Here is a 23617-nt window from a genome sequence, read left to right as displayed (position 1 = left end):
CGGTGCGGTGGACGGCGCACGACAACGCCGCCGGGCCGTCGGCCCGGGTGCATCATCTGCGGGAACGGAACGCGATCAGGACCGGCGGGCGAGCGAGAACTGTGCGCCGCTGTCGGAGGTGCAGTTCAGCTGGTTGGGCGTCACCAGTGCGCAATTGACCTTCGATTGCGTGTTGCGGACGAGCGAGGTCATGTTGATCTCGACCAGACGATCCGAAACGTTAGTGTAGGTGCCGGAGGCGAGGAGCTGATTGGTATCGGTCGTGCGCGTGTTGAACGTGCCGCCGGAGAAGGTGGAGGTGATTCCGTTCGGATCGACCCACGTGCCTTCAACAGTCGTCGCCTGACGAACCGGTGGCATCGGTCGCGGACCACTGGAGTAACATGCCGACAGCGCCGAGGCACATACCAGCAGAACGCCGAGATTCCTGATTTTCATTCCTTATTCCCCACATAGTCCGGGCCAGCCTGTGACCCGGAACCATGCCGCCAACAAATGGTGAAAGCAAGGCCAAGTATCCGCCTTTGCGCGGTTTTCCAATGACGAGCGCACGTGGTTGACCATTGCCAAAAGAAAACCCGCCGCACGAGGCGGCGGGCGAAGGAGCGGGGTGTCCCGGGGTGCCTCGATCAGCGAACGAGGATGTTCCGGAACTGCCACGGGTCCTTGGCGTCGAGGTCTTCCGGGAAGAGGCTCGAACGATTGGTGAGCGGCGTCCAGTCTGTATAGTGTCCCTCGACCGGCCCGAGATACGGCGACTGGACTTCGAGGCAGCGCTTGTAGTCCATCTCGTCGGCCTCGACGATGCCGGCTTCCGGATTCTCGAGCGCCCAGACCATGCCGGCGAGCACGGCGGAGGAAACCTGCAGGCCGGTGGCGTTCTGGTAGGGGGCGATGCGACGGGTCTCTTCGACCGAGAGGCGCGAGCCGTACCAGTAGGCGTTCTTCTCGTGGCCATAGAGCAGCACGCCGAGTTCGTCGATGCCGTCGACCAGTTCGTCCTCATCGAGCACGTGCAGCACCGGCTGCGGATTGCCGCCGTTGCCGAACATCTCGTGCAGCGACAGCACCGCGTCGTTGGCCGGGTGATAGGCGTAATGGCAGGTCGGGCGGAAGGTCACTTCGCCCTCCTTGTCGCGCACCGTGAAATAGTCGGCGATCGAGATCGACTCGTTGTGCGTGACGAGGAAGCCGTATTGCGCGCCCGGCGTCGGGCACCAGCTCCGCACGCGGGTGTTGGCGCCCGGCTGTTCGAGGTAGATCGCGGCCTTGCAGCCCTTCTTGTGCTTCTTGGCGTTCTTCGGCATCCACTTTTCATGGGTGCCCCAGCCGAGTTCGGCCGGCTGCAGGCCTTCCGAGATGAAGCCTTCGACCGACCAGGTGTTCCAGAAAACGTCGAGCGGCTTCGGATGCTTGGTGCGCTGGGTGTCGCGTTCGGCGATGTGGACGCCCTTGACGCCGACTTTCTTCATCAGGCGGGCCCAGCCTTCGCGGTCGTCCTGGTCCGGCTCGTCGAACTTGAGACCGATCTCGTTGGCGAGGTTGACCAGCGCCTGCTTGACGAACCAGGAGACCATGCCCGGATTGGCGCCGCAGGTGGAGACGGCCGTCGTGCCGCCCGGATTCTTCTTCTTTTCCTGGCGGACGGTCTCGCGCAGCGCATAGTTGGTGCGGTCGGCATTGCCCAGGCTGTCGTCGAAATAGAAGCCGAGCCAGGGCTCGACGACGGTGTCGATATAGAGGACGCCGAGCTTGCGGCAGAGCTTCATGAGGTCGAGCGAGCCGGTGTCGACGGAAAGGTTGACACAGAAGCCCTGGCCGGAACCGTCGGTCAGCAGCGGTGTCAGCAGGGTCTTGTAGTTGTCCTTGGTGACGTGCGCCTGGATGTGGCGGATGCCGTGCTCGGCAAGCAGGGGGGCTTCGTCGTTGCGCGGGTCGATGACGACCATCCGGCTCTTGTCGAACTTGAAATGCCGCTCGATCAGCGGCAGCGTGCCGCGGCCGATGGAGCCGAAGCCGATCATCACGATCGGGCCGGTGATCTCTGCATGAACCGGATAATCTTGTTTGCTCATTCCACTCTCCTTCAGATGCGCAGCCCACCGCGCGGGCCTGTGCACAACGTCGTTGCAACGGCCTTCCGGTTCTCGGAACGCTCTAGATCATAAATTCCTGACACAATAAAGGGGGCCTCAGGCGGCGCCGTCGTCGCCCGGATTTCCGGCGAAGAGACCGCTCCGCAGGCAGGAGACGAGTTCGTCGCGCTTTTCGGCGAGGCCCTTGTAGTTCACCTGCGCCTCCGTGAGTGCCTCCAGCTGTCCGGCCAGCCTTTCGGCGAGCTCGGCGCCGGCCGGATGGGCGGCGAAGGCGCGGATGGGATCGAGATAGATGCGGATCGTGAAGATGATGTCGCCGGAGACCGGCAGCTTGCGCAGGGTCTGACGCTCGACCCTGACGATCGCCCTGTCCGCCGCGACCGAGGTCGACGACGGCTCGACGGGAAGCTTTGCCGTCTGTGGGTGGAAAAGGGCGTGGCGCCAGTTGATCGACCAGTTGAACCGCTCGGCCGGCTGGTCGGGATGAAGACTGTCGAAGATGCGGTTGACGAGCGTGGCATTGCGCGTGCCGGCCTGGAAGCCGGGGACGGCGGCGTGGACCTCTTCCATCGGGCGGCCGAACTTCTCCTTGAGCGACCACGAAGAGGGGAAGGAAAGGTGGGCGGCGGCGATCTGCCAGCCGTTCTCGCGCCGGCGCATCAGGACGAGGTCATCCTGGACCATGAACCCCGCCCGCAGGAGCGGCGGCATCGCCGCGTCGGAAAGGTCGGTCGAATGGCCGGCCATGTGCATGACATTACCGGACCGGCGATAGAGATGCGCCTGCTCACGTTGAAGGTAGTCGGAGAGGAGGTCGAGGCATTCCTGTTGACCCGGCCGGCTGTCCGGCGCCTCCATGAAGATGTCGTCGGCATAGAGGCCAAAGAGACGTCGCTTCTCGGCAAGCTCGCCGGCGAGTTCCTCGTCCGGCTCGAACCAGCGGCGGAGTTCGAGCGGGCGCAAGCCGATGGTGAAGGGTGTCGATGAGCCGTCGTAAGGGGTGCGAGGCGGCCTGGCAGGTGTCGTCGTGGTCACGTCCATGGCCGCCTCTCCTCAGGACTTCAGGCTTTCGAAGCCGGGTGCCACCGTCGTCAGCAGGGTTTCGGTGACCTCGCAATCGGCGATGCCGTTCACCACAAAGGGGTCAGTCACGGCAAAGGCCTCGATCTCGGCGCGGTCGCCGGCGGCAAGAATGACGCCGCCGGTCCGCGGCACCTTGCGTCCGGAGGCGAGAAACCAACCGCGTTCGTAGCCTTGCCGGAGCCAGGCGAGATGCTGGTCCATGAAGCGGTCCGCTTCTTCGAGGCTCTTCTTGTAGGTGAGGGAGAGTATCAGCATTCAGGTGTCGCTTTCGATGAGTTCGGCCCGGATCAGGCCACGCAGGGAATTACCGACGAAGAACGGCTGGTCCTTGAGATCCTGCGGGCGCACGATCGAGCTGCGGGCCTTGCGCTCACGGATCAGTTCCGCCCTCAGGATGCCGGGCAGCAGCCCGCTCGACAGTGGCGGCGTGATGAACTGCCCGCCGAGATCCTCGACGAAGACATTGGTGATCGTGCCTTCGCAGACTTCGCCGCGCTCGTTGAGCAGGAGAACCTCGTCGGCCTCTTCGGGCGTGAACTCGGCTCTCGCGGCCTCGTAGGGTTCTCGCCGCGTGGTCTTGTGGCGGAAGAGGGCATCCTCGGAATCCATCCGGGTCCTGGCGATACGGACCTTCCAGACGGTGTCGGGCGCCTGCGGTTCGAACGGCGTTCCGGTCACCTCGACCTGTCCGCGGAAATTCATGGTGAGCCGGACGCGCAGCGGCGCGTCGGCGGTCTTCAGCGCCTTGAGCTTGGCCTCGACGTTCTGCGGCTGGCGAAACCCGAGCGCGTCGGCGGAGCGCGCGAGCCGCCGCAGGTGCTGCTCCAGCCGGAGAAAACCCTCTCCCGGCTGCCAACGCATCGTTTCGATCAGCGAGAAATCCATTGGTCTCCTACCGCAAACCGCGCCTTCAGCAGACATTCCTCGTATTCCGCCCCGGCGTTCGAATCGAAGACGATGCCGCCGCCGACATTGAAGACGGCCTCTCCATTCTTGAAAAGCGAAAGCGTGCGAATGGCAACCGAAAAACGCATCGGGCCCTCCGGGTCGATATAGCCGATCGCGCCGCAATAGACGTCGCGCGGCCCGACTTCCAGGTCGTGCAGGATTTCCATCGCGCGCATCTTCGGGGCGCCGGTGATCGAGCCGCAGGGGAAGAGGGCGGCGAAAATGTCGGCGATGGTGATACCGGGCGAGAGCTTTGCGCGCACATGGCTCACCATCTGGTGCAGCGTCGGATAGGTCTCGATTTCGAAGAGCTTCGGCACCGAGAGCGTTCCGACTTCGCTGATGCGGGAGATGTCGTTGCGCAGCAGATCGACGATCATCCGGTTCTCGGCCTGCGTCTTCTCGTCGGCGAGCATACCTGCGATGATCTCACGGTCCTCGGCGGGCGTCTGCCCGCGGGCGGCCGTGCCCTTCATCGGATGGGTCTCGATGAAGCCGTCCTTGTCGACGGCGAAGAAGAGTTCCGGTGAGCGGGAGAGGATGACCGGTCCCGCCAGATCGACGAGGGCGCCGTAGCGCACCGGCTGGCGCTCGATCAGCGACCAGAAGGCGGCGAGCGGGTCGCCGTCCCAGCGGGCATGGATCGGCATGGTCAGGTTCGCCTGGTAGCAGTCTCCCTCGCGCAGATGCCGGTGCAGCCGGTCGAAGCGGCGTTGATAGGCCGGAAAATCCCAGGCCGCGCGCGGTTCGGTGATGAAGGGCGCGTTCTCCTTGCGCTGCCGCGGCGTCGCGAGCGGATGGTCGTCGCCGGCCGGTGCGTCGAAGACGCCGAAGCAGACGAGCGGCGTTTCGCGATTCTCGGCGGCGAGCGGCGCGAGCTTCTTCTCGAAGAGATAGCCGGCCTCGTAGGAGAAGAAGCCGGCGAGCCACTTGCCGGCCCGGTGGGCCTCATCGAGGCGCGCGAGCGCCGGGAAGAAGCCGTCGGCCTCGTAGGCGACGATGATCTCCGACGGCGAGGCAAAAACCTTGCATTCGCCGCGCGTGTCGTCGCGGAAGAGAACGTAGCGGCCGGCATCCGCCGGCGATGCGGCGGGCGTCGTCATGGAGTCTCGTCGAGCGCTTCCAGTTCATCGATGAGGCTTTCGATCATCGACAGGCCCTTGGCCCAGAAGGACGGGTCCGTGGCGTCAAGGCCGAAAGGCTTCAGGAGTTCGGAATGGTGCTTGGTGCCGCCGGCCTTCAGGAGCTCGAAATACTTGTCCTGGAAGCCCGCCTCCGCCTGCCGGTAGACCGCGTAGAGCGAATTCACCAGGCAATCGCCGAAGGCGTAGGCATAGACGTAGAAGGGCGAATGGATGAAGTGGGGGATATAGGCCCACCAGGTCTCGTAGCCTTCCGAGATGCCAATCGCCGGTCCGAGGCTCTCCGCCTGAACCGACAGCCAGAGTTCGCCGATCGTCTCGGCCGTCAGTTCGCCTTCCTTGCGGGCCGTGTGCACCTTGCGTTCGAACTCGTAGAAGGCGATCTGTCGGACGACCGTGTTGATCATGTCCTCGACCTTCTGGGCCAGCATCGCCTTGCGCTCACGCCGGTCCTTCGTCTGGTCGAGAAGCGCGCGGAAGGTCAGCATCTCCCCGAAGACGGAGGCGGTCTCGGCGAGCGTCAGCGGCGTCTGGCACATCAGCGCGCCCTGCGCGCTGGCCAGCACCTGGTGGACGCCGTGGCCGAGCTCGTGGGCGAGCGTCATGACGTCCCGCGGCTTGCCGAGGTAGTTGACCAGGACATAGGGGTGGGCCGACGGCACCGTCGGATGGGCGAAGGCGCCGGGCGCCTTGCCGGGACGTGCCGGCGCATCAATCCACCCACCGTCGAAGAAACGCCCGGCGATTGCCGCCATCTCCGGCGCGAAGCGGCCATAGGCGGAAAGCACGGTCTCCTTCGCCTCGTCCCACGGGATGATGCGGTCGGGGCTTTCGGGAAGCGGCGCGTTGCGGTCCCAGAAGTTGAGTTTTTCCATGCCGAGCCACTTCGCCTTCATGGCGTAGTAGCGGTGCGAGAGCCGCGGGTAGGCGGCCTTGACCGCGCTTGCGAGCGCATCGACCACCTCACGCTCGACGCGGTTCGAAAGATGGCGGCTGTCGGCGATGTCCTCGAACCCGCGCCAGCGGTCGGAAATCTCCTTGTCCTTGGCGAGCGTGTTCGTCACCAGAACGAAGATGCGGATGTTCTCCTTGAAGGTCGCCGAGAGCGCGAGTGCGGCGGCCCGTCGACGTTCCGGGTCGGCCTCCTGCAGCAGGTTCAGCGTTGCTTCGAGCGGCAGCGCCTCACCGTCGACGGTGAAGCGGAGGCTTGCCAGCGTCTCGTCGAAGAGCCGGTTGAAGGCGCCGGCCCCGGTCATCGACTTCTCGAGGAAGAGCTGTTCGATCCGGTCCTCGAGCTGGAAGGGCTTGTCCTTGCGCAGGTCGACGATCCACGGACGGTAGTGTCCGGCGGCCGGATCGCGGTCCATGCAGGCATTCATTACGGCGTCGTCGATCCGGTTGAGTTCGAGCGTGAAGAACAGGAGATGCGCGGAAAGGTCGGTGAGCCGCGCCTGCACGTCGCCGAAGAACTTGCCGTTCGCGGTGTTCGTCATGTCCGAGTAGTAGGTGAGACCGGCATAGGAGGCGAGCCTGCCGAGCAGGTCGTCGAGCGCCTCGTATTCGCCAAGCGCCGCACCGATCCCCGCATCGCCGGTGGTGGCGGCCGCGTCCGAAAGCTTGCCCTTCCATTTTGCCTCGAAGGCCAGCGTGTCCTTCTCCGCCCTTTCGAGATCGCGGGTGAATTCCGCGGCGGTCGGCGAGGCATAGAGATCCTCGAGCTTCCAGACCGGCAGCGACCCGAGAGCCGGGGCGCTTTCGGCGGTCGCGGCGGCTTCGGCGGCGAGCGCGATGGCAGGGGTCCGGGATGAGCGCATGGGGCAGTCCTTCCGTTTCAAAGGCAATTGGCGGTCAGGTTTAGAGCAGTCGACGACCGATGAAAACCGTGCATCGCGACGGAAAGTTGCCTGCGGCGGCATTCACCCGATCTCCTTCGGGAGGAGGCGGACTGTGCAAAAACGCGATTCGCTAAAATGCGAGAGTTTTTTAAAACCGGATTTTCAGGCCTGTCCGGCAGCCTCGGGGCTCGAAGGTTCACAAACGCATGATGCGTCGGAATGATTCCGGGGAGCTCGAAAAGTGACAGCACACATTCTCGTTATTGACGACGACCCGCAGGAGCGTCGCTCGCTGAAGGCCGTGATCGAAAGCCGCGGCCATGCCGTGCATGTGGCCGAGAACGATCAGGCGGGCCTCGAATTGCTCAGGAAAATGCGCGGCGAGATCGACGCCGTGCTGCTCGATCTCAAGTCGGGGGAAGGCAACGGCCTTTCGGTGCTGTCCTTTCTCGATCGCCTGCGGGCCGACGTGCCCGTCATCGTCCAGACAGCCGAAAGCGGCACGGATCTGGCCGTCGAGGCAATGCGCGCCGGTGCATTCGACTTCGTGGTCAAGCCGACCTCGCTCGAACGGATAGCCACTGCCGTGTCCAACGCCCTGAAACTGCATGAAAACGATGCCTCCGGTCGTCCGTTGAAGCGAGGTCGTTCCGCCTCGGTCTCCTTCAGTGACATCATTGCGGCGAGTGCGGGCATGGCGCGCGTGCTGGAGCTCGGGCGTCGTGCGGTCCAGTCGCATCTCCCGATCATGGTCGAGGGAGAGGCGGGTGTCGGCAAGGAGATGCTCGCCCGCGCCATCCATTCCGCAAGCGAAAGGTCCGGCCGGCCGTTCATCGCCGTCAATTGTGCGGCGATACCGCACGCGACCATTGAAGCCGTCCTCTTCGGGCGACACGAGCCGGACGGAACGGACGAAGGTCACCTCGGAAAGTTCAAGGAAGCCGACGGCGGCACCCTGTTTCTCGAAGAGATCGGCGATCTGCCGCTGCACGCCCAGGCAAAGCTTCTGGAGGCCGTGCAGAAGGGAGAGATCGTTGCCGCCGGTGGCCGCAGTCCCCAAAAGGTCGACGTCAGGATCATCGCCTCGACCAGCAAGGACCTCATCGAGGAGGTCAAGGCGAGCCGTTTCCGCGAGGACCTCTACTACCGCCTCAGCGTCTTCCCGATCACCGTGCCGGCGCTTCGCCGCCGAAAGGAGGACATCGTTCATCTGGCGCGCGCCTTCGCCGAACGGTTTTCCGCCGAGCAGCGTCTCCAGCGGCCTTTGAGCCTCGGCTCCGGCGCGCTTGCACTGCTGACGGCCTATGATTGGCCGGGCAATGTCCGCCAGCTCGAAAATGCCGTTTTCCGCGCCGTTATTCTTGCGGAAGGCAATGAACTGACCGAGCGGGATTTCCCGCAAGTGGCGGCACAGCTTCCGGGCCGCGCCGGACCCTTCGCGACCGCCCTGCCTCGCGCCCCGTCGTCTCCTGCAGCAGAGCAGGCGAGCACGGTCGCAGGCGCCCCGTTCATGGCCGAATCAGGGCGGGTCCCGGCCGCTGCGCCGGCAAATGTGGCCGCGAGTGCGAATGTGATCGTCAGTACGGACGAGAGCGGCAATGTCCGCAAGCTTGCGGAGGTCGAGGAGGAACTGATTCGTTTCGCGCTCAAATTCTACCGTGGACAGATGAGCCAGGTGGCGCGGAAGCTCGGAATCGGGCGTTCGACCCTTTACCGCAAGCTCAAGGACTACGGAATCGATCCGGACGACCCGCAAAAGCACGCGGCTTGAGCAAGGTCAAGGCAGCTCCGTTAACGCTCGGGTAAATATATTCCGTTACCAGCAGTAAATCACTTGTTAGACAAGCGTTCACTATATATGCATTGAGTGCAAATCTGTGGCAGTTTTGCCATGGTGTTACCGCATTTGGCATTCATCTGGATAATGTGGGACGCAGTCTTTCGGACGGGGATTGAATTGCCGATTACGGATGCAACGATCGCGCCTTGCGGCTTTGCCGGGCGTAACGGAAACGCTGCAAACGCGATTTCTGCCGTCAGGCATCTCTTCCTGACCCTCTTGTTCATTGCTCTTTCGCTTGCCGCATTCGCCGGTTCGGCCTCCGAGGCCGCGGCGGAGACCCGCACGTTGAAGATTCATTTCGTCCATACGGGCGAAAAGGCGTCCATCACCTTCAAGCGCAACGGCCGCTACGATGCGAGCGGCCTGAAGCAGCTCAACTACATTCTCCGCGACTGGCGCCGCAACGAGCCGACGAAGATGAACCCGCGTCTCTTCGATCTCGTCTGGCAGGTCTATCAACAGGCGGGCGCGAGCGGCTACATCAACGTCGTGTCCGGCTATCGCTCGCCCGAGACGAACTCGATGCTGCGCAGGCGCTCCAAGGGTGTCGCCAAGGAAAGCCAGCACATGCGCGGCACGGCGATGGACTTCTACATTCCCGGTGTTTCGCTGAAGACGTTGCGCGAGGTCGGCATGAAGATGCAGGCCGGCGGCGTCGGCTATTACCCGAACTCCGGTTCTCCCTTCGTCCACATGGATGTCGCCGGCGTTCGCTCTTGGCCGCGCATGTCGCGCAACGAGCTCGTCCGGCTCTTCCCGAACGGCAAGACGTTGCACATTCCGAGCGATGGCAGGCCGCTGCCCGGCTACCAGCAGGCGATGGCCGAATACAAGCAGCGTCTGAATTCCAACGATATCGTCGTCGCCGACAACAAGGCGCCGGGCAAGCGCAAGAACCTTCTCGCCTTCCTGTTCGGAACCGGCGACGAGGACGAGGAAGAAGATATCGTCGTGCCCAGCGAACGTCCGGCCACGCGGCAGCAGCCCGTGCTGACGAATTCGCCGCCGGTCATGATGGCCTCGGCAGCACCACCTCCGGGCGTGGAAACCGCCGCTCCGCCTGCCGTCGAAGCCGCGCCCGCCGCGGCAGCGCCGACGATGGTCGACAATGCGCCGGTGCCGCTGTCGCGTCCGTCGCTCAGGCCGCAGGTCGGCGACACCAGTCTGGCCGTGGCCCTTTACTCTCCGGCCCGCAATCCGGCGGAGGAAGCGCTGTCGCAGGTCGCCGCCGCAACGCCGCAAGGCAACGAGACCTTCGCCGATCTCCAGACCTACAAGATCCCCGTTCCGACCCTGCTCGGCCCGCGCGGGATGAAGGGCGACGCCGAAGGCGAGATCATGACGGCGTCGGTCGATCCTGCCCAGGTCGGCGCGGAAACGGCGGATTTTGCCGTTCCCGTTCCGATCGGCCGTCCGGCTGTCGCAGAGGCCCTGCTTGCGCAGGCCGATGGTCAGGAAGAGGCGGAGGCGGACGAGATCGAGCAGGCGATCCTGTCGCCCGAAGCCGCCGCGGCGCTTGAGGAAAGCCGTCAGGCCGATGCGGCCGCTGCGCAGGCGATGGAAGCGCCGGTCGAGGTTGCTGCCCTTCATCCGCAGCCTGAGCCTTCGGCCCGCAGCGTCGACTTCGGTGATGTCTTCGATGCTCCGGACGCTGCGAAATCCGCGAAGTCCGGTATCGAGGCGGGCCTGCCGGCCAAGGGCGGACGCCCGAGCCGCGCCGACGCCGAGGCTGCACGCGTCGCCCTGAGCGGCGGTACGGCGCTCACCCAGACCATGCTGTCACAGTGGGCGATCAGCCAGAACAAGTTCGAGACTGTTGCGAAGCCGGTCAAGGCGCCGCGGGTCGTCAGCCGCGCGCTCAGCGCCGAGCCTGCGAAGATCTACCCCGTCGGCTTCAAGGGTGATGCCCAGCCGGTCGATTCCGGCCGCTTCGGCCCGGTAACCCCCTGACGGGATTCGGGGCTTTCAGCAGGAACGTGACCCAAAGAGAAAGCCCGCCGGCATCGCCGGCGGGCTTTCTCGTTCTTCGTCGGTGACGCTGCTTTACGTCCGCACTTTTACTGCTCGTCCGGCGGGCTTTCGATCATGCCGAGTGCATGCAGGTAGGTGTCGAGGATCAGGTCCTCTTCCATCCGTTCCTGTTCGTCCTTCTTGCGCAACGCAATGACCTTCTTCAGGATCTTGGTGTCGAAGCCCATGCCCTTGGCTTCGCCGTAAACATCCTTGATGTCGTCGGCGATGGTCTTCTTTTCTTCTTCCAGCCGCTCGATCCTTTCGACAAAGGCGCGAAGCTGGTCGCGGGCGACGCCGTGGGCATCAGACATGAAGTTCTCCTGTATCTCTGGAAACGAATTCGGATGGGTGCTGACCTGCCGCGAAGCGCGGCCCGCGTCAAGACCGGTTTGACGGCTGTGCCCTCATTCCTTCGGCCTGTTGCGCTCGAACGCCGCCTTCTGTTCCTCGCTCGCCTCGCTCTGGTGAAGCGCTTTCCACTCCTCGTAGGGCATGCCGTAGACGTGTTCGCGGGCCTCGTCCTTGGAGAGGTCGGCACCCGCCTCGCGGGCGGCGTCGTGATACCAGTTGGCGAGGCAGTTGCGGCAGAAGCCCGCAAAGTTCATGAGGTCGATGTTCTGCACATCGGTACGCTTGCTCAGATGGGCGACCAGCCGGCGGAAGGCCGCGGCCTCGAAATCTCTCTGCTGTTCGGGTGTCATATCCGTCACGGTTTTCCTCCTCCTCAGGTCTCGTAGGCGCCGGTGCGCGAGGCGAAGCGCCGGTAGGCATGCAGCGCCGGATCGGCGTTGAGCGCGGCGAAGATCGGTGCCAGCCGGTCGGCCCAGGCGTCCATGCCCGATTCGCTTCCGATCAGGTCCTGCCGCACCTCGAGCAACGCGTGGGGTATGCCCTTCGTCATGCAGTGGCTGTACATCGTGTCGCCCCTCAGAGCGCCGTCGTAGGGCTCGTTGTCGCCGATTACCAGGTCGCCGGAGGCGCGCAGGCCGTCGAGGAGCGGGTGCACCGCACGGTCGTCGGTATCCCACAGGACCGCGGCATGCCAGGGGCGGGGAACGCCCTTCCAGGCCGGCGTGAAGGAGTGCAGCGAGAGCACGAGCGGGGCCTTGCCCGAGCCCGCGGCGACAGCCTCGATCGTCTCGGAGACCGCGCGGTGATAGGGCCGATGGAACCGCTCTATGCGGTTCTGCCATTCCTCCGCCGTGATCGGATGGTTGCCCGGAATGATCGCTCCGTCAGAGATCTTCATGATCAGTGTGGGGTCGTCCTCGCCCCGGTTGGGATCGATCAGCAGGCGCGAGAAGCAGCCGAGCACCGCCGGCACGCCGAGCCGCTCCGCAAGCCGGCGCGTCAGGCCTTCGATCCCGATGTCGTAGGCGATGTGACGGTGGAAGGCTTCCTCGGGCAGTCCGAGCCGGCCGTACTCGTCGGGAAGGCGGTTCATCGCATGGTCGGCCAGCAGCACCATGCCATTGTCATAGTGGCCGGGTATGATTTCGAACGCGGAGAAGTCTTGCATGGATGAGGGGGTGCCCGTTTGGCTTTGCGGTTTGATGACATGGGGGAAAGCGGAGCGCAAGCTTTCCCATACGTCACGTTTGTGCCAAGATCGCGGTCGATGCTTCAGGTCTGAAATTTAATCGATTAGACTTAAGTTGACATTCCCGCCTCATCATCGCAAGAAAGCAACCGATGCACCAAAATGGAGTTCGATCGGAAATCGTGCCGAAGCGAAATTCGACCAAGAGCGCTCGCGGAAGCGTGCGCAACACGAAGTGCCTGATCATTGCCGGAGCCTTCCTTGCTCCCCTGGTGACGGCTGGTGCAGCACATGCCGAATTCAGGGTTTGCAACGGTACACAGAACCTGGTCGGCGTCGCCATCGGATATCGCGCCGCGGAAGGGTGGGTCACGGAGGGCTGGTGGCAAGTGCCGGCAGCGACGTGCGCGACCCTGATCGAGGGCGAGCTCAAATCACGTTATTATTATCTCTATGCTGAAGACGCTGCACGCGGCGGCCGCTGGGCCGGCGACATCAAAATGTGCGTCGCCGAGAACGAGTTCAAGATCGTCGGCGTACAGGATTGCTATGCACGCGGCTATCAGCAGATGGGCTTCAAGGAATATGACACCGGCCGCCAGGGCAGCTGGATGGTCCAGCTTTCCGATACGCCCGGCACGCAAGAAAGCCAGAATTGATGAAGCGTAACCGCAAGGTCAAGATCCTCGCCACCCTCGGACCTGCATCCTCCGAAGAATCCATGATCCGAAAGCTGCACGAGGCGGGTGCAGATCTCTTCCGCATCAACATGAGCCATGCGAGCCATGATGTGATGCGCACCCTGATTGCGCGGATCCGCAGCGTCGAGGCGGCCTGCGGCCGGCCGATCGGCATCCTCGCCGACCTGCAGGGGCCGAAGCTTCGCGTCGGCAAGTTCGCGGCGACCACCGTCGAGCTCGTTCCGGGCCAGACCTTCACGCTCGACAACCGCGACGAGCCCGGCGACAACACCCGGGTCTACCTGCCGCATCCGGAAATCCTGGAAGCGGTGAAGCCCGGCCACCGGCTCTTGATCGACGACGGCAAGCTGCACCTGCGTGCGGAAAAATGCGACGGCAAGAGCATCGTCACGACGGTCGTCTCCGGCACCAAGATCTCCGACCGCAAGGGCGTGAGCCTGCCCGACACGCTGCTCGGCGTCGGCGCCCTGACGGACAAGGACCGCTCCGACCTCGATGCGGTGCTCGCGACCGGTGAGGTCGATTGGGTCGCGCTCTCCTTCATTCAGCGTCCGGAAGACCTCGCGGATGTCCGCAAGGTGGCACGCGGCCGCGTCGGCCTCATGTCCAAGATCGAGAAGCCGCAGGCGATCGAGCGCATCGACGAGATCATCGAGCTCTCCGACGCGCTGATGGTGGCGCGCGGCGACCTCGGTGTCGAAATGCCGCTCGAAGCGGTTCCGGGCCTGCAGAAGCAGCTGATCCGCGCCTGCCGCAAGGCCGGCAAGCCGGTCGTCGTCGCGACCCAGATGCTGGAATCGATGATCTCCGCCCCGGTCCCGACCCGTGCGGAAGTCTCCGACGTCGCGACCGCCGTTTTCGAAGGTGCGGACGCGATCATGCTGTCGGCCGAATCGGCGTCCGGCCAGTATCCGGTGGAAGCCGTCTCGACCATGGCGTCGATCGCCTTCACCGTGGAGCGCGAACCGCACTATCCGGGCATCATCTATGCCCAGCGTGCCCAGCCGGAAGCGACGGGGGCGGATGCCATCTCGCTCGCCGCCCGCCAGATCGCCGAGACGCTGAAGCTTTCGGCTATCGTCTGCTACACGTCGTCCGGCACCACCGGCTTGCGTGCCTCGCGCGAGCGTCCCGAGGTGCCGATCATCGCGCTCTCGCCGGTCATCCAGACGGCCCGCCGTCTCTCGGTCGTATGGGGCCTGCACTGCGTGGTCTCGGAAGAGCCGACCGACCTCGACGACATGGTCAATCGCGCCTGCCGGATCGTCGTACAGGAAGGCTTCGGCAAGCCGGGCGACCGGGTGATCATCTCCGCCGGCGTTCCGCTCGGCACGCCGGGTTCGACGAACATGCTGAGGATCGCCTATATCGGGTCGGACGGCCTGAGCGGCGTCTGACGATCTCTGCTACGAACGCCGAACGAAAAGCCGCCTTCAGGGCGGCTTTTTCATGCGTGATTGAAGGATGTTCGTGTGGGGCTACCGGTCATGCCGCCGCATGGCGGGAGCCGGTGCGGCAACACCGCCCGCTTCAACGCTCCGGCTCCAGCCGCTGCGCCATGGCCTGCAGGTCGTGTTCTTGGCCCGCGATCTTCTCCATCGCCGAAATTGCGAGATGGCGTGCGGCATAGTCCGGCTTGTGGCCGAGGCCCTTGATCCAGACGAGTTCGGATCCCTCGATGTCGCGGGCAAGCCCGCGCGAATGGATTTGCGCCAGAACGATGTCGTCGCTGTCACCCGTGACGATCACCGTCGGCGCCTTGATCTCGCGATAGCGGGGCGAGAACTGCGACACATAGCCGTGCAGATTGGCGACGTCTTTCGCATTGGCGTGGAAGGTGGCGGGGCGAAGAACGAGAGTAGGGGCGGTGTCTGCAACATAGGTGTCGGGACGTGGATTGGGGGCGAAGACGTTACGGGTGGCGGCTTCCAGCCGTGCCATGCCGGCATGCAGTGCCACCGTATGGCAGAAAAGGGGGCCGACAACCGGCGTGGAGGCCAGGCGATAGTACCAGTCTACGCCACCCGGCCAGGGATGCGTCGCTGGCGCAAGGAACAGCAGGCCCACGGTCTTGTCGGGGTACAGAACGCCGAAGCTCGCCGCGATCGCGCCGCCGAAGGAATGGCCGACGATGATCGCCCGCTCGATGCCGCGCTTTTCCATGAGCAGCGCGATCGCCGCCGCCTGGCCGTCCGGATAGGCGTTTTCCGGACCGCCGCGTTCGGAATAGCCGTGGCCCGGGCGGTCTACGAAGAGCAATTCGGCGCGGTCTCGGAGAGGTTTCAGGAACGTCGCTGCCTGGTCGCGCAGATTGCCACTGGTACCATGAATGAAGACAATGGGCGGAAGGTCCGGATTCCGCCCGGCCGGGACGTGCAGTGCGTTGACGGCGAAACCGCCGAGATCAGTTTTCTCGCCGATATTGGGGGCGTTCTCTTCGATCGCGCGGGCCCGCAGCGCGGTGCCGGCGGCGGAGAGCGATGCGAGACCGACAAGGGAGGCGAGGGCGGAAAGGAGCATGATTCGAATCCGGAAGGTTCGGGGCCGGGTCAGAGGCTGTGGATCGAGGAAAGGGGGATCGGCAGGGGGCGCCGGGCATGCGGATCGACGCAGGCACACTCACGTCCGGCTGCCGGCGAGCTTCTCCGAGAGCTTCGTTACCAGGTCCTGCGCCTCGCGGTCGGTCGGATAGATCTCGAGGTAACGTTCCCACGCCTTCAGCGACATTTCCTCCCGGCCACGCTCGGCAAGGATCGCGGCCATGCCGGCGAGCGCTCCGAAGTGGCGCGGCTCGATCGCCAGTACATGCTCGATGTCGGACATTGCCTTGCTGTAGTTGTTCATGGTGTAGTGGAGCGTGGCGCGCTGGTTCCATGCGCCGACGAAGTCCGGCTTCAGCGTGATCGCCTGGTCGAGGAAGTCGAGCGCGGCCGGATTGCGCTTCTCCTTGATTGCCTCGGACGCCCACTGCATCAGGAGGTCGATGGTCGGGCTGCCGGAGGTGTTCCAGTGGGTGGTGATCTCCGCGGCGATTTCGCTCGCCGCTTCCGGGTCACGCTCTCTCTTGAGGTCGGTCAGGAGCGACTGGATGTCCTTCACCGACTCGTCACCGAGCGTCTGCGCCTCGGTCGCCGCGTTCTCCGTGGAGGAGGGGCCGATGTCCTGGGAGAGGGCCGGACCGCAGGCGACAAGGAGGCCCGCAATCATGAACGTGCAACGAAAATAGCGCATGCGGTTATGATAGACCGCCTGCGCTATGTTTCAAATCAAAATCAAGAGAAGGCCGCAATCGTCGCTTCCCTCCATCCAGCCCGGCAAACCCGGGTGATGGCGTGAGACGGCGACGCGTCCCGCAGATCAGCCCTGACGGGCCTTGAAGCGCGGGTTCTGCTTGTTGATGATGTAGACGCGACCCTTGCGGCGAACCAGACGGTTATCGCGATGACGGGCCTTGAGCGCTTTCAGCGAATTCTTGATCTTCATTTTCCTGATCCGCAACGGTTGCCGGGGAACTTTCGATTCGCCCGTTGTCTTCAACAATCAAAAGCGCGCCGCGGGGCGCGCTCCTTTAGGGTTGGTGGCCAATAGCCCGACAAAGCCCTTCGTGTCAACCGGTTGGACCGGTTTTCCAGCGCTCCGCGCCGGATTTTCCTGCCTTATCAGCGGCGTCCGGCCGTCAATTCGGTGACGTGTCCCATCTTCCGGCCGGGCCGCGACTCGGTCTTGCCGTAGAGATGGACGAGCACGTCGGGGCGCGAAAGCCAGTCGGGTACCTGCAGGATGTCGTCGCCGATGAGGTTGGTCATCACGCAGTCCGAGTGGCGGCGAGGATCGCCGAGCGGCAGGGAGGCGATCGCCCGGATATGCTGCTCGAACTGCGAGACGACGCAGGCCGCCTCCGTCCAGTGGCCGGAATTGTGCACCCTCGGCGCGATCTCGTTGGCGACGAGGCTGCCGTCCGGCAGGACGAAGAACTCGATTCCGACAACGCCGACATAGTTCAGCGCATCGAGGAGCTTCTTCGCGGCGTCGCGGGCGGCCTGCGCCGTAGCGTCGGAAATACGGGCGGGCAGCGTCGAGGTGTCGAGAATGCCGTCACGATGGACGTTCTCCGCCGGATCGTAGCAGGCGACCGCACCGTCAGTCCCGCGGGCGGCGATGATCGAGATTTCGCGCTCGAAGGGAACGAAGCTTTCGAGGATCAGCGGCACGCCGCCCAAGGCTTCGAAGGCGCCGGCGGGGCTTTCGTCCGCCGAACGGAAGACGCGCTGGCCCTTGCCGTCATAGCCGAGGCGGCGGGTCTTCAGGACGCCGCATCCGCCGAAATCGGCAAGCGCCGCCTCGAGCTGCGCCTGATCGTCGACGGCATGGAACCGCGCGGTCGGGATACCGCAGCCGTTCAGGAACCGCTTCTCCGTCAGCCGGTCCTGCGCCACTTCGAGCGCCTTCGGCGGCGGATAGACCGGAACGTTGCGGGCCAGCATCTCGGCGGCCTCGACCGGAACGTTCTCGAATTCGTAGGTGACGATGTCGCAATCGGCCGCAAGCTCGGCGAGCGCCACCGGATCGGCATAGGCGGCCGTGATCTGGCGGTTTGCAAGTTGCGCGGCCGGACAGTCCGCCTGCGGTTCGAGGATGATCGTGCGGAAATTCAGGCGGGAGGCGGCAATGGCCAGCATCCGGCCGAGCTGGCCGCCGCCGATGATGCCGATGGTGCGGGCGCTCATGCTTCGTCCATGGGGTATTCGGCGACGGCGGCGGTCTGGCGTTCGCGCCATTCGTCGAGCCGGTCGGCGAGATCTTCGTCAAAGAGCGCCAGTACGGCGGCGGCGAGCAGCGCGGCGTTCACCGCGCCGGCCCTGCCGATCGCGAGCGTGCCGACGGGGATGCCCGCGGGCATCTGGACGATCGACAGCAGGCTGTCCTGTCCGGAAAGGGCTCGCGACTGGACCGGAACCCCGAAGACGGGCAACGGCGTCATCGCCGCGGCCATGCCGGGCAGGTGTGCCGCGCCGCCGGCACCGGCGATGATGACCTTGAACCCTTCGTCACGCGCACCCTTGGCGAAGGCGACCAGCCGATCCGGCGTTCGGTGAGCGGAGATGATGCGGGCCTCGTAGCTGACGCCGAGCGCGTCCAGCGTATCGGCGGCATTCTTCATGGTTTCCCAGTCGGATTGGCTTCCCATGATGATGGCGACGGGAGGGCGCTCCTCGGTCATCGTCGTGGCCCTTTCTCTCAGGCGATGATATCGGGAATGATCTGGTCTTCGAGCTTGCTCATCCGGTCCTTGATCACAAGCTTCTTCTTCTTCATGCGCTGGATGCGCAGGACGTCGCATCCGGTCGCCGTCATCGCGTTGATCGCAACGTCGTAGTCCTCATGCTCCTGGCGGAGTCTTGCCAGCTGAAGCCTGATGTCCGCCTGTTCCTGATCGGGCATGTTCGTGTCCCCATGTCGTCTTCGTATCTTTGTCGATTGCGCCGAAGATTCGCGCAAGCTCCTATCACCAAATGCAGGTAACGGGAAGTTATCCTTGATCCGGAAATTGCGGCGACGAGTCGCTGCTTTGGCCTTCGACAAAACACATTCTTCGTGTCACACTGCTGTCGTAATGCCTGAGGCCCCAGCGGTGGACGGCTGGAGGCAGGCGAAAGGAAGGACGCATCAAATGACCATTCAGGCTCATCTTGAATCGCTCGAAAAGAAGCACGGAGCCCTTGAGGAGAGGCTTCACACTGCTCTTACATCTCCCTCCGTCGATGACAAGGAAATCGCAGAGATCAAGCGGCACAAGCTGCGCATCAAGGACGAGATCGAACGTCTGAGGTCGTCCACCCGACACTGACATTTCTCGTTCCCGCCGGGTGGGCCGTCGGACCCGCCCCGGCTGAGAGACAATTCTCCGATCATCCTTATATGCCCCGGAAACCAGAGCGGTTTTCGGGGCTTTTCGTTGTCAGAGGTATTGCCGGGAGGCGACACACGCGAGGCGAGGGCAAGCGTCTGCGAAGGACGGGGACCGGGTCTCAGTTCCAGAACTGGTCGAGCCAGAGGTTCATCCGGTTGAAGCCCGGAATGTTCACCGAGTAGATACGCTTGGTGCCGGATGCGGTGACGGTCACGAGGTCACAGTCCAGCAGGGCCTTCAGGTGCTGGGAGACGGCAGGCCGGCTGATCGGCAGGCCCTTGGCAAGATCGTTGACGGTCCTGGGGGCTCGGCGAAGCTCCTCCAGGAGATGGCGCCGGTTCGGGTCGGCAATCGCTGCAAAGGGATCCGAGTTCGACATGGCGTCAACCTACGGCAAGTGGGGCCGTCGGGCAAGACAAGATGTGCAGTGCAGCAAACCTTGCGCTCGCTCTCGGTGGCCTAGAACTGCAGTCCGTCCCAGACGAGTTTGCCTGCCGCGACCAGCACCATCCCATACATCAGCGGGTAGAACACCGCGGGCTTCAGGTAACGGACGATGCGGGCGCCGATCAACGTCGAGACGAGGGCGACCGGCAGCAGTGTGGCCGACAGGGTGAGGTTGGTGCTGTCGAGGTTGCCGAGCGCAAAATAGGGGATGACCTTGATGGCGTTGACGATCGCGAAGAAGCGCGTGCTGGTGCCGGTATAGGTCAGCGGGTCGAGTTTCAGGGGCAGTACGTAGATCTGGAAGGGCGGGCCGCCGGCATGGGCGACGAAGCTCGCGTAGCCGGAAAGGCTGCCCCAGATGGTGCCGGCGACGGGGCGTTCGGGCGCGGCCGGCCGCTCCTCGTGCCGTCGCGGACCGAAGGTTTCGACGAAATAGCGAACGGCGAAGAGAAGGGCGATGCCGCCGAGAATGAGGCGCATGGCGTTCGCCGAGACATAGGCCGAGGTCGCCCAGGCGATGGCGATGCCGAGGATCGCGCCCGGCAGCATGGCGAAGAGCGTCGGCCGGTTGTTGTGTTTGCGCCAGGCCCAGAGCGCGACCGCGTCCATGACGAGCAGGATCGGCAGGAAGATCGCCGCTGCCTGGAGCGGCGGCACCACGAGCGCCATCATCGGGACGCCGATCAGGGCGAGCGCACCGCCGAGGCCTCCCTTGGAAAGACCGACGAGGGCGACGGCCGGTATCGCGGCGGCGAAGAACTGTATGTCGGGCAGCATTTGTTTCCATTGATCCTTGGACCAGACCGGTCTATCGGATTCACTTGAACAAAACGAGGGTGGAATCTGACACCCCCTATCGATTTCGCCGAAAATGGATTGACCGATGACCGGACCTGAAGACCGCTGCCGCCTTGTGCTGATCGTGCCCGACATCGCCGATGCGGAGGAAAAGGCCCGCATCGTCGGTGACGCGCTGAGGGGCGGGGATGTCGCCTCCGTCATCATTCCGCAATACGATCTCGACGATACGGCATTCCAGAAGCATGCCGAGAAGCTGGTGCCCGTCATCCAGGCGGCGGGCGCTGCAGCGCTCGTCGTCGACAACAGCCGGGTCGCCGGTCGCGTCAAGGCCGACGGCCTGCACATCACCGGCAATGCGGCAGCGCTCGCCGAGGCGGTGGAGAAGCATGCGCCGAAGCTGATCGTTGGTGGCGGCAATGCGATGGATCGCCATCACGCGCTCGAGATCGGCGAGGTGCAGCCGGATTACATCTTCTTCGGTCGGCTCGACGGTGACATCAAGCCGGAGGCGCATTCGAAGAACCTGGCCCTCGGCGAATGGTGGGCGGCCATGGTGGAAATCCCCGCGCTGGTGATGGGAGGCAACGATCCCGCATCGGCGCTCGCCGTCGCTGAAACCGGCGTGGAATTCGTCGCTCTCGGCAGGGCGGTGTTTGCCGACCCCGCCCAGGCTGCGAGCGTGGTCGCGTCGGTCAATGCGGTCCTTGACGAAAAAGCGCCACGGTTTGAAGATTGAACCTCGTCATGCGGTTCATTCGATATTCTCTCGGCATCCTGTTTTCGTCCGTCTCCATTGCGCTCTGGAGCGGCCATGCCGCGCCCGTGCGGGCGCAGGGCAAGGATGAGGCGCTCACCCGCCCGCTGCCCGCGGACGCAGGCACGCTGGAGCGCGGCGACCGCCCGACCTCCGGCAACGGTGCGGGCAAGGACGGGGCGGGCTCCTCCTCCAAGGGGCTTACCCTTTTCGAGCGCATGGGAGTGCCGCTTCCCGACCTGCCGCCCGAGCCGGAATACAAGGGACCGGTCGACGACGCCTACGGCGCCTTCCAGCGCGGGCTCTATCTCACTGCGATCGACAAGGCACTGCCGCGGGCGCAGCTCGGCGATCCGGCGGCGCAGACCCTGATCGCAGAGATGACCTCGCGCGGTTTCGGGGTGAAGCGCGACGAAAAGGCCGCCGCCTTCTGGTACGGGCAGGCGGCGGCAGGCGGTGATCCTGCGGCGATGTTCAAGTATGCGCTGCTCCTCATGGAGGGCCGCGATGTCCCGCGCGACAAGGCCAAGGCCGACGAATACATGCGCAAGGCCGCCGAGGCCGGCAACGCCTCCGCGCAGTTCAACTGGGCGCAGACGCTCGTCTCCGACAATCCCGGAGAGAAGGGGCTCAAGCTTGCGCTGCCCTTCTACGAAAAATCCGCCGAACAGGGGATCGCCGACGCGCAATACGCTGTCGCGCAGGTGTACAACGCCGTCAGGGATGTTCCAGAGGACAAGAAGTCGAAGGCCCGTTACTGGCTGCTGAGGGCGGCGCGCGCCGGCTTCGACACCGCCCAGCTCGACATGGGGATCTGGCTGGTGAACGGCATCGGCGGCGAGCGGAACTACGACGAGGGCTTCCGCTGGTTGAGTCTCGCCGCGAAGCGCGGCAACGTGGTCGCACAGAACCGTCTCGCCCATCTTTACGTCAACGCGCTCGGTACACGTCCCGACCCGGTCGAGGCGGCGAAGTGGTACGTGCTGTCGCGCCGCGCCGGGCTCAAGGACCCTGCGCTCGAGGACTTCTACCTCGGCCTCACCGACGAGCAGCAGAAGAAGGCGATCGAGGCGGCGAACAAGTTCCGGCGCGGCTGAGCGTCCGGTCGAGCCCATTCTGCGGGCGCGGATTCGGACATTTTCTCTGGCGGTCTCCGCGGTGGAATGCGAACATTCCGAATCGGACGGGCGCGTCATCGCTGCCGGGGGAGTGGATGGACGAGATCGAACTCTATCAGCGGCTTGGACTGGCGATCGCGATCGGGGCGGCGGTCGGCGTCGAGCGCCACTGGCGCGCCAAGGACGAGCCGGAAGGCGCCCGGGCAGCCGGCATCCGCACCTTCACGATGATCGGCATGACCGGCGGCGTCGCCGGCCTCGTCGAGAAGTACCTTTCCCCGGGTGTTGCCGGATCGGGAATCGCCGTCACGGGCTTCCTGGTTGCGATGACGCTGGTGGTCGCCGTCTTCGAACTGCGCGAGGCGATCGCCTCGAAGTCCTTCAGCGTCACCTCGGTTGTCGCGGCCATGCTCACCTTCGGCCTCGGCGTTGTCGCCGTCCTCGGCGACATGACGCTCGCTTCGGCCGGCGGCGTGGCGCTGCTTGCGATCCTCGCTGCCAAGCAGTTTCTCCACCAGGCGATCCAGCGCCTGCAATGGGTCGAATTGCGTTCCGCGGTGATCCTGCTTGCGATGACCTTCGTTCTCCTGCCGGTCATTCCGGAAGAGCCGATCGGGCCGTTCGGCGGCGTCTCTCCGGCAAGTCTCGTCCTGGTCGCCATCATGCTCGCCTCGATTTCCTTCGTCGGCTACGTGGCGGTGCGCATTCTCGGTCCCTCGCGCGGCGATCTGCTGGCCGGCGCCATCGGTGGTCTCGTCTCGTCGACGGGCACCACGATCGCGTTTGCCAGGCAGGCTCGTGACGAAGAATCGAGCCGCACGCTCGCTGCCGGCGCCATTGCCGCCGGCGCGGTTTCGCTTGTCCGTACCGCCTTTCTCGTCGGAACGCTTGCCGCCTCGCTGCTGCCATCGCTCCTGCCGCCGCTCGCCGCGGGCGGTTGCGTGATGACGGCTTACGCACTCCTGCTTGCCGCTCGCGCGTCGCCGAGCGACGGTGCGCGCATGCCGCAGAACCCGTTCGAGCTTTCGGCGGTCGCCAAGATGGCGCTGCTTCTCGTGGTCGTCGCCTTTCTGGCGCGCGCCGCAGCAACCTATTTCGGCGCGGCCGGCCTCATCCTTGCGGCAGGGTTGTCGGGGCTTGCGGATATCGATGCCGCGACCGTTGCGGTCGCCGGCATGCTTCCGACGCTTACCCGGGAGACGGCCGTGGAGGCGATTGGCATCGCGGTGTTCGCCAACATTGCCGCCAAGGCGGTCTATGCCTCGGCCCTTACCGGCCGGGCTTTCAGCCTGCATGTCTGGGGTGCGTCGATCCTCGCCTCGCTCGCCGCTTTGGCGGTCACTCTCGTGCCGCCTGTCTCCTGAAGGCCGCCGCTTGCCCGAGAA

26 protein-coding genes and 1 pseudogene are annotated in these 23617 nt (G+C 64.6%); 9 read left to right on the top strand and 18 right to left on the bottom strand.

Features of this window, described 5'->3' with window-relative positions:
• Nucleotides 1–75: 75 nt before the first annotated feature.
• The 7 genes from omp10 to NHF53_RS17845 form a co-directional block, all read right to left on the bottom strand.
• Nucleotides 76–438, bottom strand: a complete 363-nt coding sequence (omp10, locus tag NHF53_RS17875; protein ID WP_112689878.1) for an outer membrane lipoprotein Omp10 — start codon at nt 436–438, stop codon at nt 76–78.
• Nucleotides 439–629: 191 nt separating this feature from the next.
• Complete coding sequence (locus NHF53_RS17870; RefSeq protein ID WP_252835425.1) at nt 630–2075, bottom strand: homospermidine synthase; 1446 nt, start codon at nt 2073–2075, stop codon at nt 630–632.
• A gap of 117 nt (nt 2076–2192) precedes the next feature.
• A complete protein-coding gene (locus NHF53_RS17865; RefSeq protein ID WP_252835424.1) occupies nt 2193–3137 on the bottom strand; it encodes a DUF3445 domain-containing protein in 945 nt (314 codons plus the stop codon).
• Nucleotides 3138–3149: 12 nt separating this feature from the next.
• A complete protein-coding gene (locus NHF53_RS17860; RefSeq protein ID WP_114364235.1) occupies nt 3150–3434 on the bottom strand; it encodes a YciI family protein in 285 nt (94 codons plus the stop codon).
• A complete protein-coding gene (locus NHF53_RS17855; protein WP_114364234.1) occupies nt 3435–4064 on the bottom strand; it encodes an aminotransferase class IV family protein in 630 nt (209 codons plus the stop codon). It lies immediately after the preceding gene.
• On the bottom strand, nt 4049–5230 hold the full coding sequence (locus NHF53_RS17850) for an aminodeoxychorismate synthase component I (protein ID WP_114364233.1): 1182 nt from the start codon (nt 5228–5230) through the stop codon (nt 4049–4051). Before NHF53_RS17850 ends, NHF53_RS17855 begins: the two co-directional genes overlap by 16 nt.
• Nucleotides 5227–7083: a M3 family oligoendopeptidase gene (locus tag NHF53_RS17845; protein ID WP_252835423.1), complete on the bottom strand. Its 1857-nt coding sequence runs from the start codon at nt 7081–7083 to the stop codon at nt 5227–5229. The genes NHF53_RS17850 and NHF53_RS17845 overlap by 4 nt, the downstream gene beginning before the upstream one ends.
• On the opposite strand from NHF53_RS17845, the gene NHF53_RS17840 reads away from it, so the two are divergent.
• The 3 genes from NHF53_RS17840 (at nt 7082) to NHF53_RS17830 (ending at nt 10897) form a co-directional block, all read left to right on the top strand.
• Nucleotides 7082–7327: a hypothetical protein gene (locus NHF53_RS17840; RefSeq protein WP_252835422.1), complete on the top strand. Its 246-nt coding sequence runs from the start codon at nt 7082–7084 to the stop codon at nt 7325–7327. The two genes, NHF53_RS17845 and NHF53_RS17840, sit on opposite strands and share 2 nt — an antisense overlap.
• Nucleotides 7328–7345: 18 nt before the next feature.
• A complete protein-coding gene (locus tag NHF53_RS17835) occupies nt 7346–8875 on the top strand; it encodes a sigma-54 dependent transcriptional regulator (protein ID WP_252835421.1) in 1530 nt (509 codons plus the stop codon).
• A 153-nt stretch (nt 8876–9028) separates the two neighbouring features.
• Nucleotides 9029–10897: a DUF882 domain-containing protein gene (locus tag NHF53_RS17830; RefSeq protein ID WP_374591264.1), complete on the top strand. Its 1869-nt coding sequence runs from the start codon at nt 9029–9031 to the stop codon at nt 10895–10897.
• A 107-nt stretch (nt 10898–11004) separates the two neighbouring features.
• On the opposite strand, the gene NHF53_RS17825 is transcribed toward NHF53_RS17830, so the two are convergent.
• The 3 genes from NHF53_RS17825 to NHF53_RS17815 all read right to left on the bottom strand — a co-directional run bounded on the left by NHF53_RS17825 (nt 11005) and on the right by NHF53_RS17815 (nt 12479).
• Nucleotides 11005–11271 (bottom strand): DUF2312 domain-containing protein, encoded by a 267-nt coding sequence (locus tag NHF53_RS17825; RefSeq protein ID WP_114364229.1) that lies wholly within the window; start codon nt 11269–11271, stop codon nt 11005–11007.
• Between the two features lie 93 nt (nt 11272–11364).
• Nucleotides 11365–11661 (bottom strand): DUF1244 domain-containing protein, encoded by a 297-nt coding sequence (locus NHF53_RS17820; protein ID WP_254008003.1) that lies wholly within the window; start codon nt 11659–11661, stop codon nt 11365–11367.
• Nucleotides 11662–11684: 23 nt separating this feature from the next.
• Entirely contained in the window at nt 11685–12479 is a 795-nt protein-coding gene (locus NHF53_RS17815; protein WP_252835418.1) for an N-formylglutamate amidohydrolase, read from the bottom strand.
• Between the two features lie 296 nt (nt 12480–12775).
• Here NHF53_RS17815 and NHF53_RS17810 point away from each other — a divergent pair.
• A pseudogene (locus tag NHF53_RS17810) lies at nt 12776–13159 on the top strand (DUF1036 domain-containing protein); the annotation flags it as partial.
• Nucleotides 13159–14598 carry a pyruvate kinase gene (gene pyk / locus NHF53_RS17805; protein WP_114364226.1) on the top strand — a complete coding sequence of 480 codons (1440 nt, stop codon included), beginning with the start codon at nt 13159–13161 and terminating at the stop codon, nt 14596–14598. The pseudogene NHF53_RS17810 and the gene pyk, both read left to right, overlap by 1 nt.
• 133 nt (nt 14599–14731) lie before the next feature.
• On the opposite strand, the gene NHF53_RS17800 is transcribed toward pyk, so the two are convergent.
• The 6 genes from NHF53_RS17800 to NHF53_RS17775 form a co-directional block, all read right to left on the bottom strand.
• Entirely contained in the window at nt 14732–15721 is a 990-nt protein-coding gene (locus NHF53_RS17800) for an alpha/beta fold hydrolase (protein ID WP_252835417.1), read from the bottom strand.
• Nucleotides 15722–15820: 99 nt separating this feature from the next.
• Nucleotides 15821–16432 (bottom strand): hypothetical protein, encoded by a 612-nt coding sequence (locus NHF53_RS17795; RefSeq protein ID WP_252835416.1) that lies wholly within the window; start codon nt 16430–16432, stop codon nt 15821–15823.
• A gap of 126 nt (nt 16433–16558) precedes the next feature.
• Nucleotides 16559–16684 (bottom strand): type B 50S ribosomal protein L36, encoded by a 126-nt coding sequence (gene ykgO, locus NHF53_RS17790; RefSeq protein WP_003497670.1) that lies wholly within the window; start codon nt 16682–16684, stop codon nt 16559–16561.
• A 176-nt stretch (nt 16685–16860) separates the two neighbouring features.
• Nucleotides 16861–17928 carry a 5-(carboxyamino)imidazole ribonucleotide synthase gene (locus NHF53_RS17785; RefSeq protein ID WP_170141907.1) on the bottom strand — a complete coding sequence of 356 codons (1068 nt, stop codon included), beginning with the start codon at nt 17926–17928 and terminating at the stop codon, nt 16861–16863.
• Nucleotides 17925–18422 carry a 5-(carboxyamino)imidazole ribonucleotide mutase gene (gene purE / locus NHF53_RS17780; protein ID WP_252835415.1) on the bottom strand — a complete coding sequence of 166 codons (498 nt, stop codon included), beginning with the start codon at nt 18420–18422 and terminating at the stop codon, nt 17925–17927. The genes NHF53_RS17785 and purE overlap by 4 nt, the downstream gene beginning before the upstream one ends.
• A gap of 17 nt (nt 18423–18439) precedes the next feature.
• On the bottom strand, nt 18440–18643 hold the full coding sequence (locus NHF53_RS17775) for a YdcH family protein (protein ID WP_112689863.1): 204 nt from the start codon (nt 18641–18643) through the stop codon (nt 18440–18442).
• A 229-nt stretch (nt 18644–18872) separates the two neighbouring features.
• Here NHF53_RS17775 and NHF53_RS17770 point away from each other — a divergent pair, with 229 nt between their 5' ends.
• Nucleotides 18873–19049 (top strand): YdcH family protein, encoded by a 177-nt coding sequence (locus tag NHF53_RS17770; protein ID WP_112689862.1) that lies wholly within the window; start codon nt 18873–18875, stop codon nt 19047–19049.
• Between the two features lie 181 nt (nt 19050–19230).
• On the opposite strand, the gene NHF53_RS17765 is transcribed toward NHF53_RS17770, so the two are convergent.
• Together NHF53_RS17765 and NHF53_RS17760 are read right to left on the bottom strand one after the other, a co-directional pair.
• Complete coding sequence (locus NHF53_RS17765) at nt 19231–19491, bottom strand: metalloregulator ArsR/SmtB family transcription factor (protein WP_112689861.1); 261 nt, start codon at nt 19489–19491, stop codon at nt 19231–19233.
• An 80-nt stretch (nt 19492–19571) separates the two neighbouring features.
• Nucleotides 19572–20336: a sulfite exporter TauE/SafE family protein gene (locus NHF53_RS17760; RefSeq protein ID WP_252835414.1), complete on the bottom strand. Its 765-nt coding sequence runs from the start codon at nt 20334–20336 to the stop codon at nt 19572–19574.
• 106 nt (nt 20337–20442) lie between these two features.
• Between NHF53_RS17760 and NHF53_RS17755 the strand changes: the two genes are divergently transcribed.
• From NHF53_RS17755 to NHF53_RS17745, 3 genes are all read left to right on the top strand, one after another.
• Nucleotides 20443–21096: a thiamine phosphate synthase gene (locus NHF53_RS17755; RefSeq protein ID WP_252835413.1), complete on the top strand. Its 654-nt coding sequence runs from the start codon at nt 20443–20445 to the stop codon at nt 21094–21096.
• A gap of 8 nt (nt 21097–21104) precedes the next feature.
• A complete protein-coding gene (locus NHF53_RS17750) occupies nt 21105–22211 on the top strand; it encodes a tetratricopeptide repeat protein (protein WP_252835412.1) in 1107 nt (368 codons plus the stop codon).
• A 116-nt stretch (nt 22212–22327) separates the two neighbouring features.
• On the top strand, nt 22328–23596 hold the full coding sequence (locus NHF53_RS17745) for a DUF4010 domain-containing protein (protein WP_252835411.1): 1269 nt from the start codon (nt 22328–22330) through the stop codon (nt 23594–23596).
• Nucleotides 23597–23617 lie beyond the last annotated feature (21 nt).

This window comes from Ciceribacter sp. RN22 (assembly GCF_024054295.1).
Classification (GTDB): Bacteria; Pseudomonadota; Alphaproteobacteria; order Rhizobiales; family Rhizobiaceae; genus Allorhizobium; species Allorhizobium lividum.
Note: the sequence above shows the minus strand (reverse complement) of the source record. Positions and strands in the feature narration are given on the sequence as shown.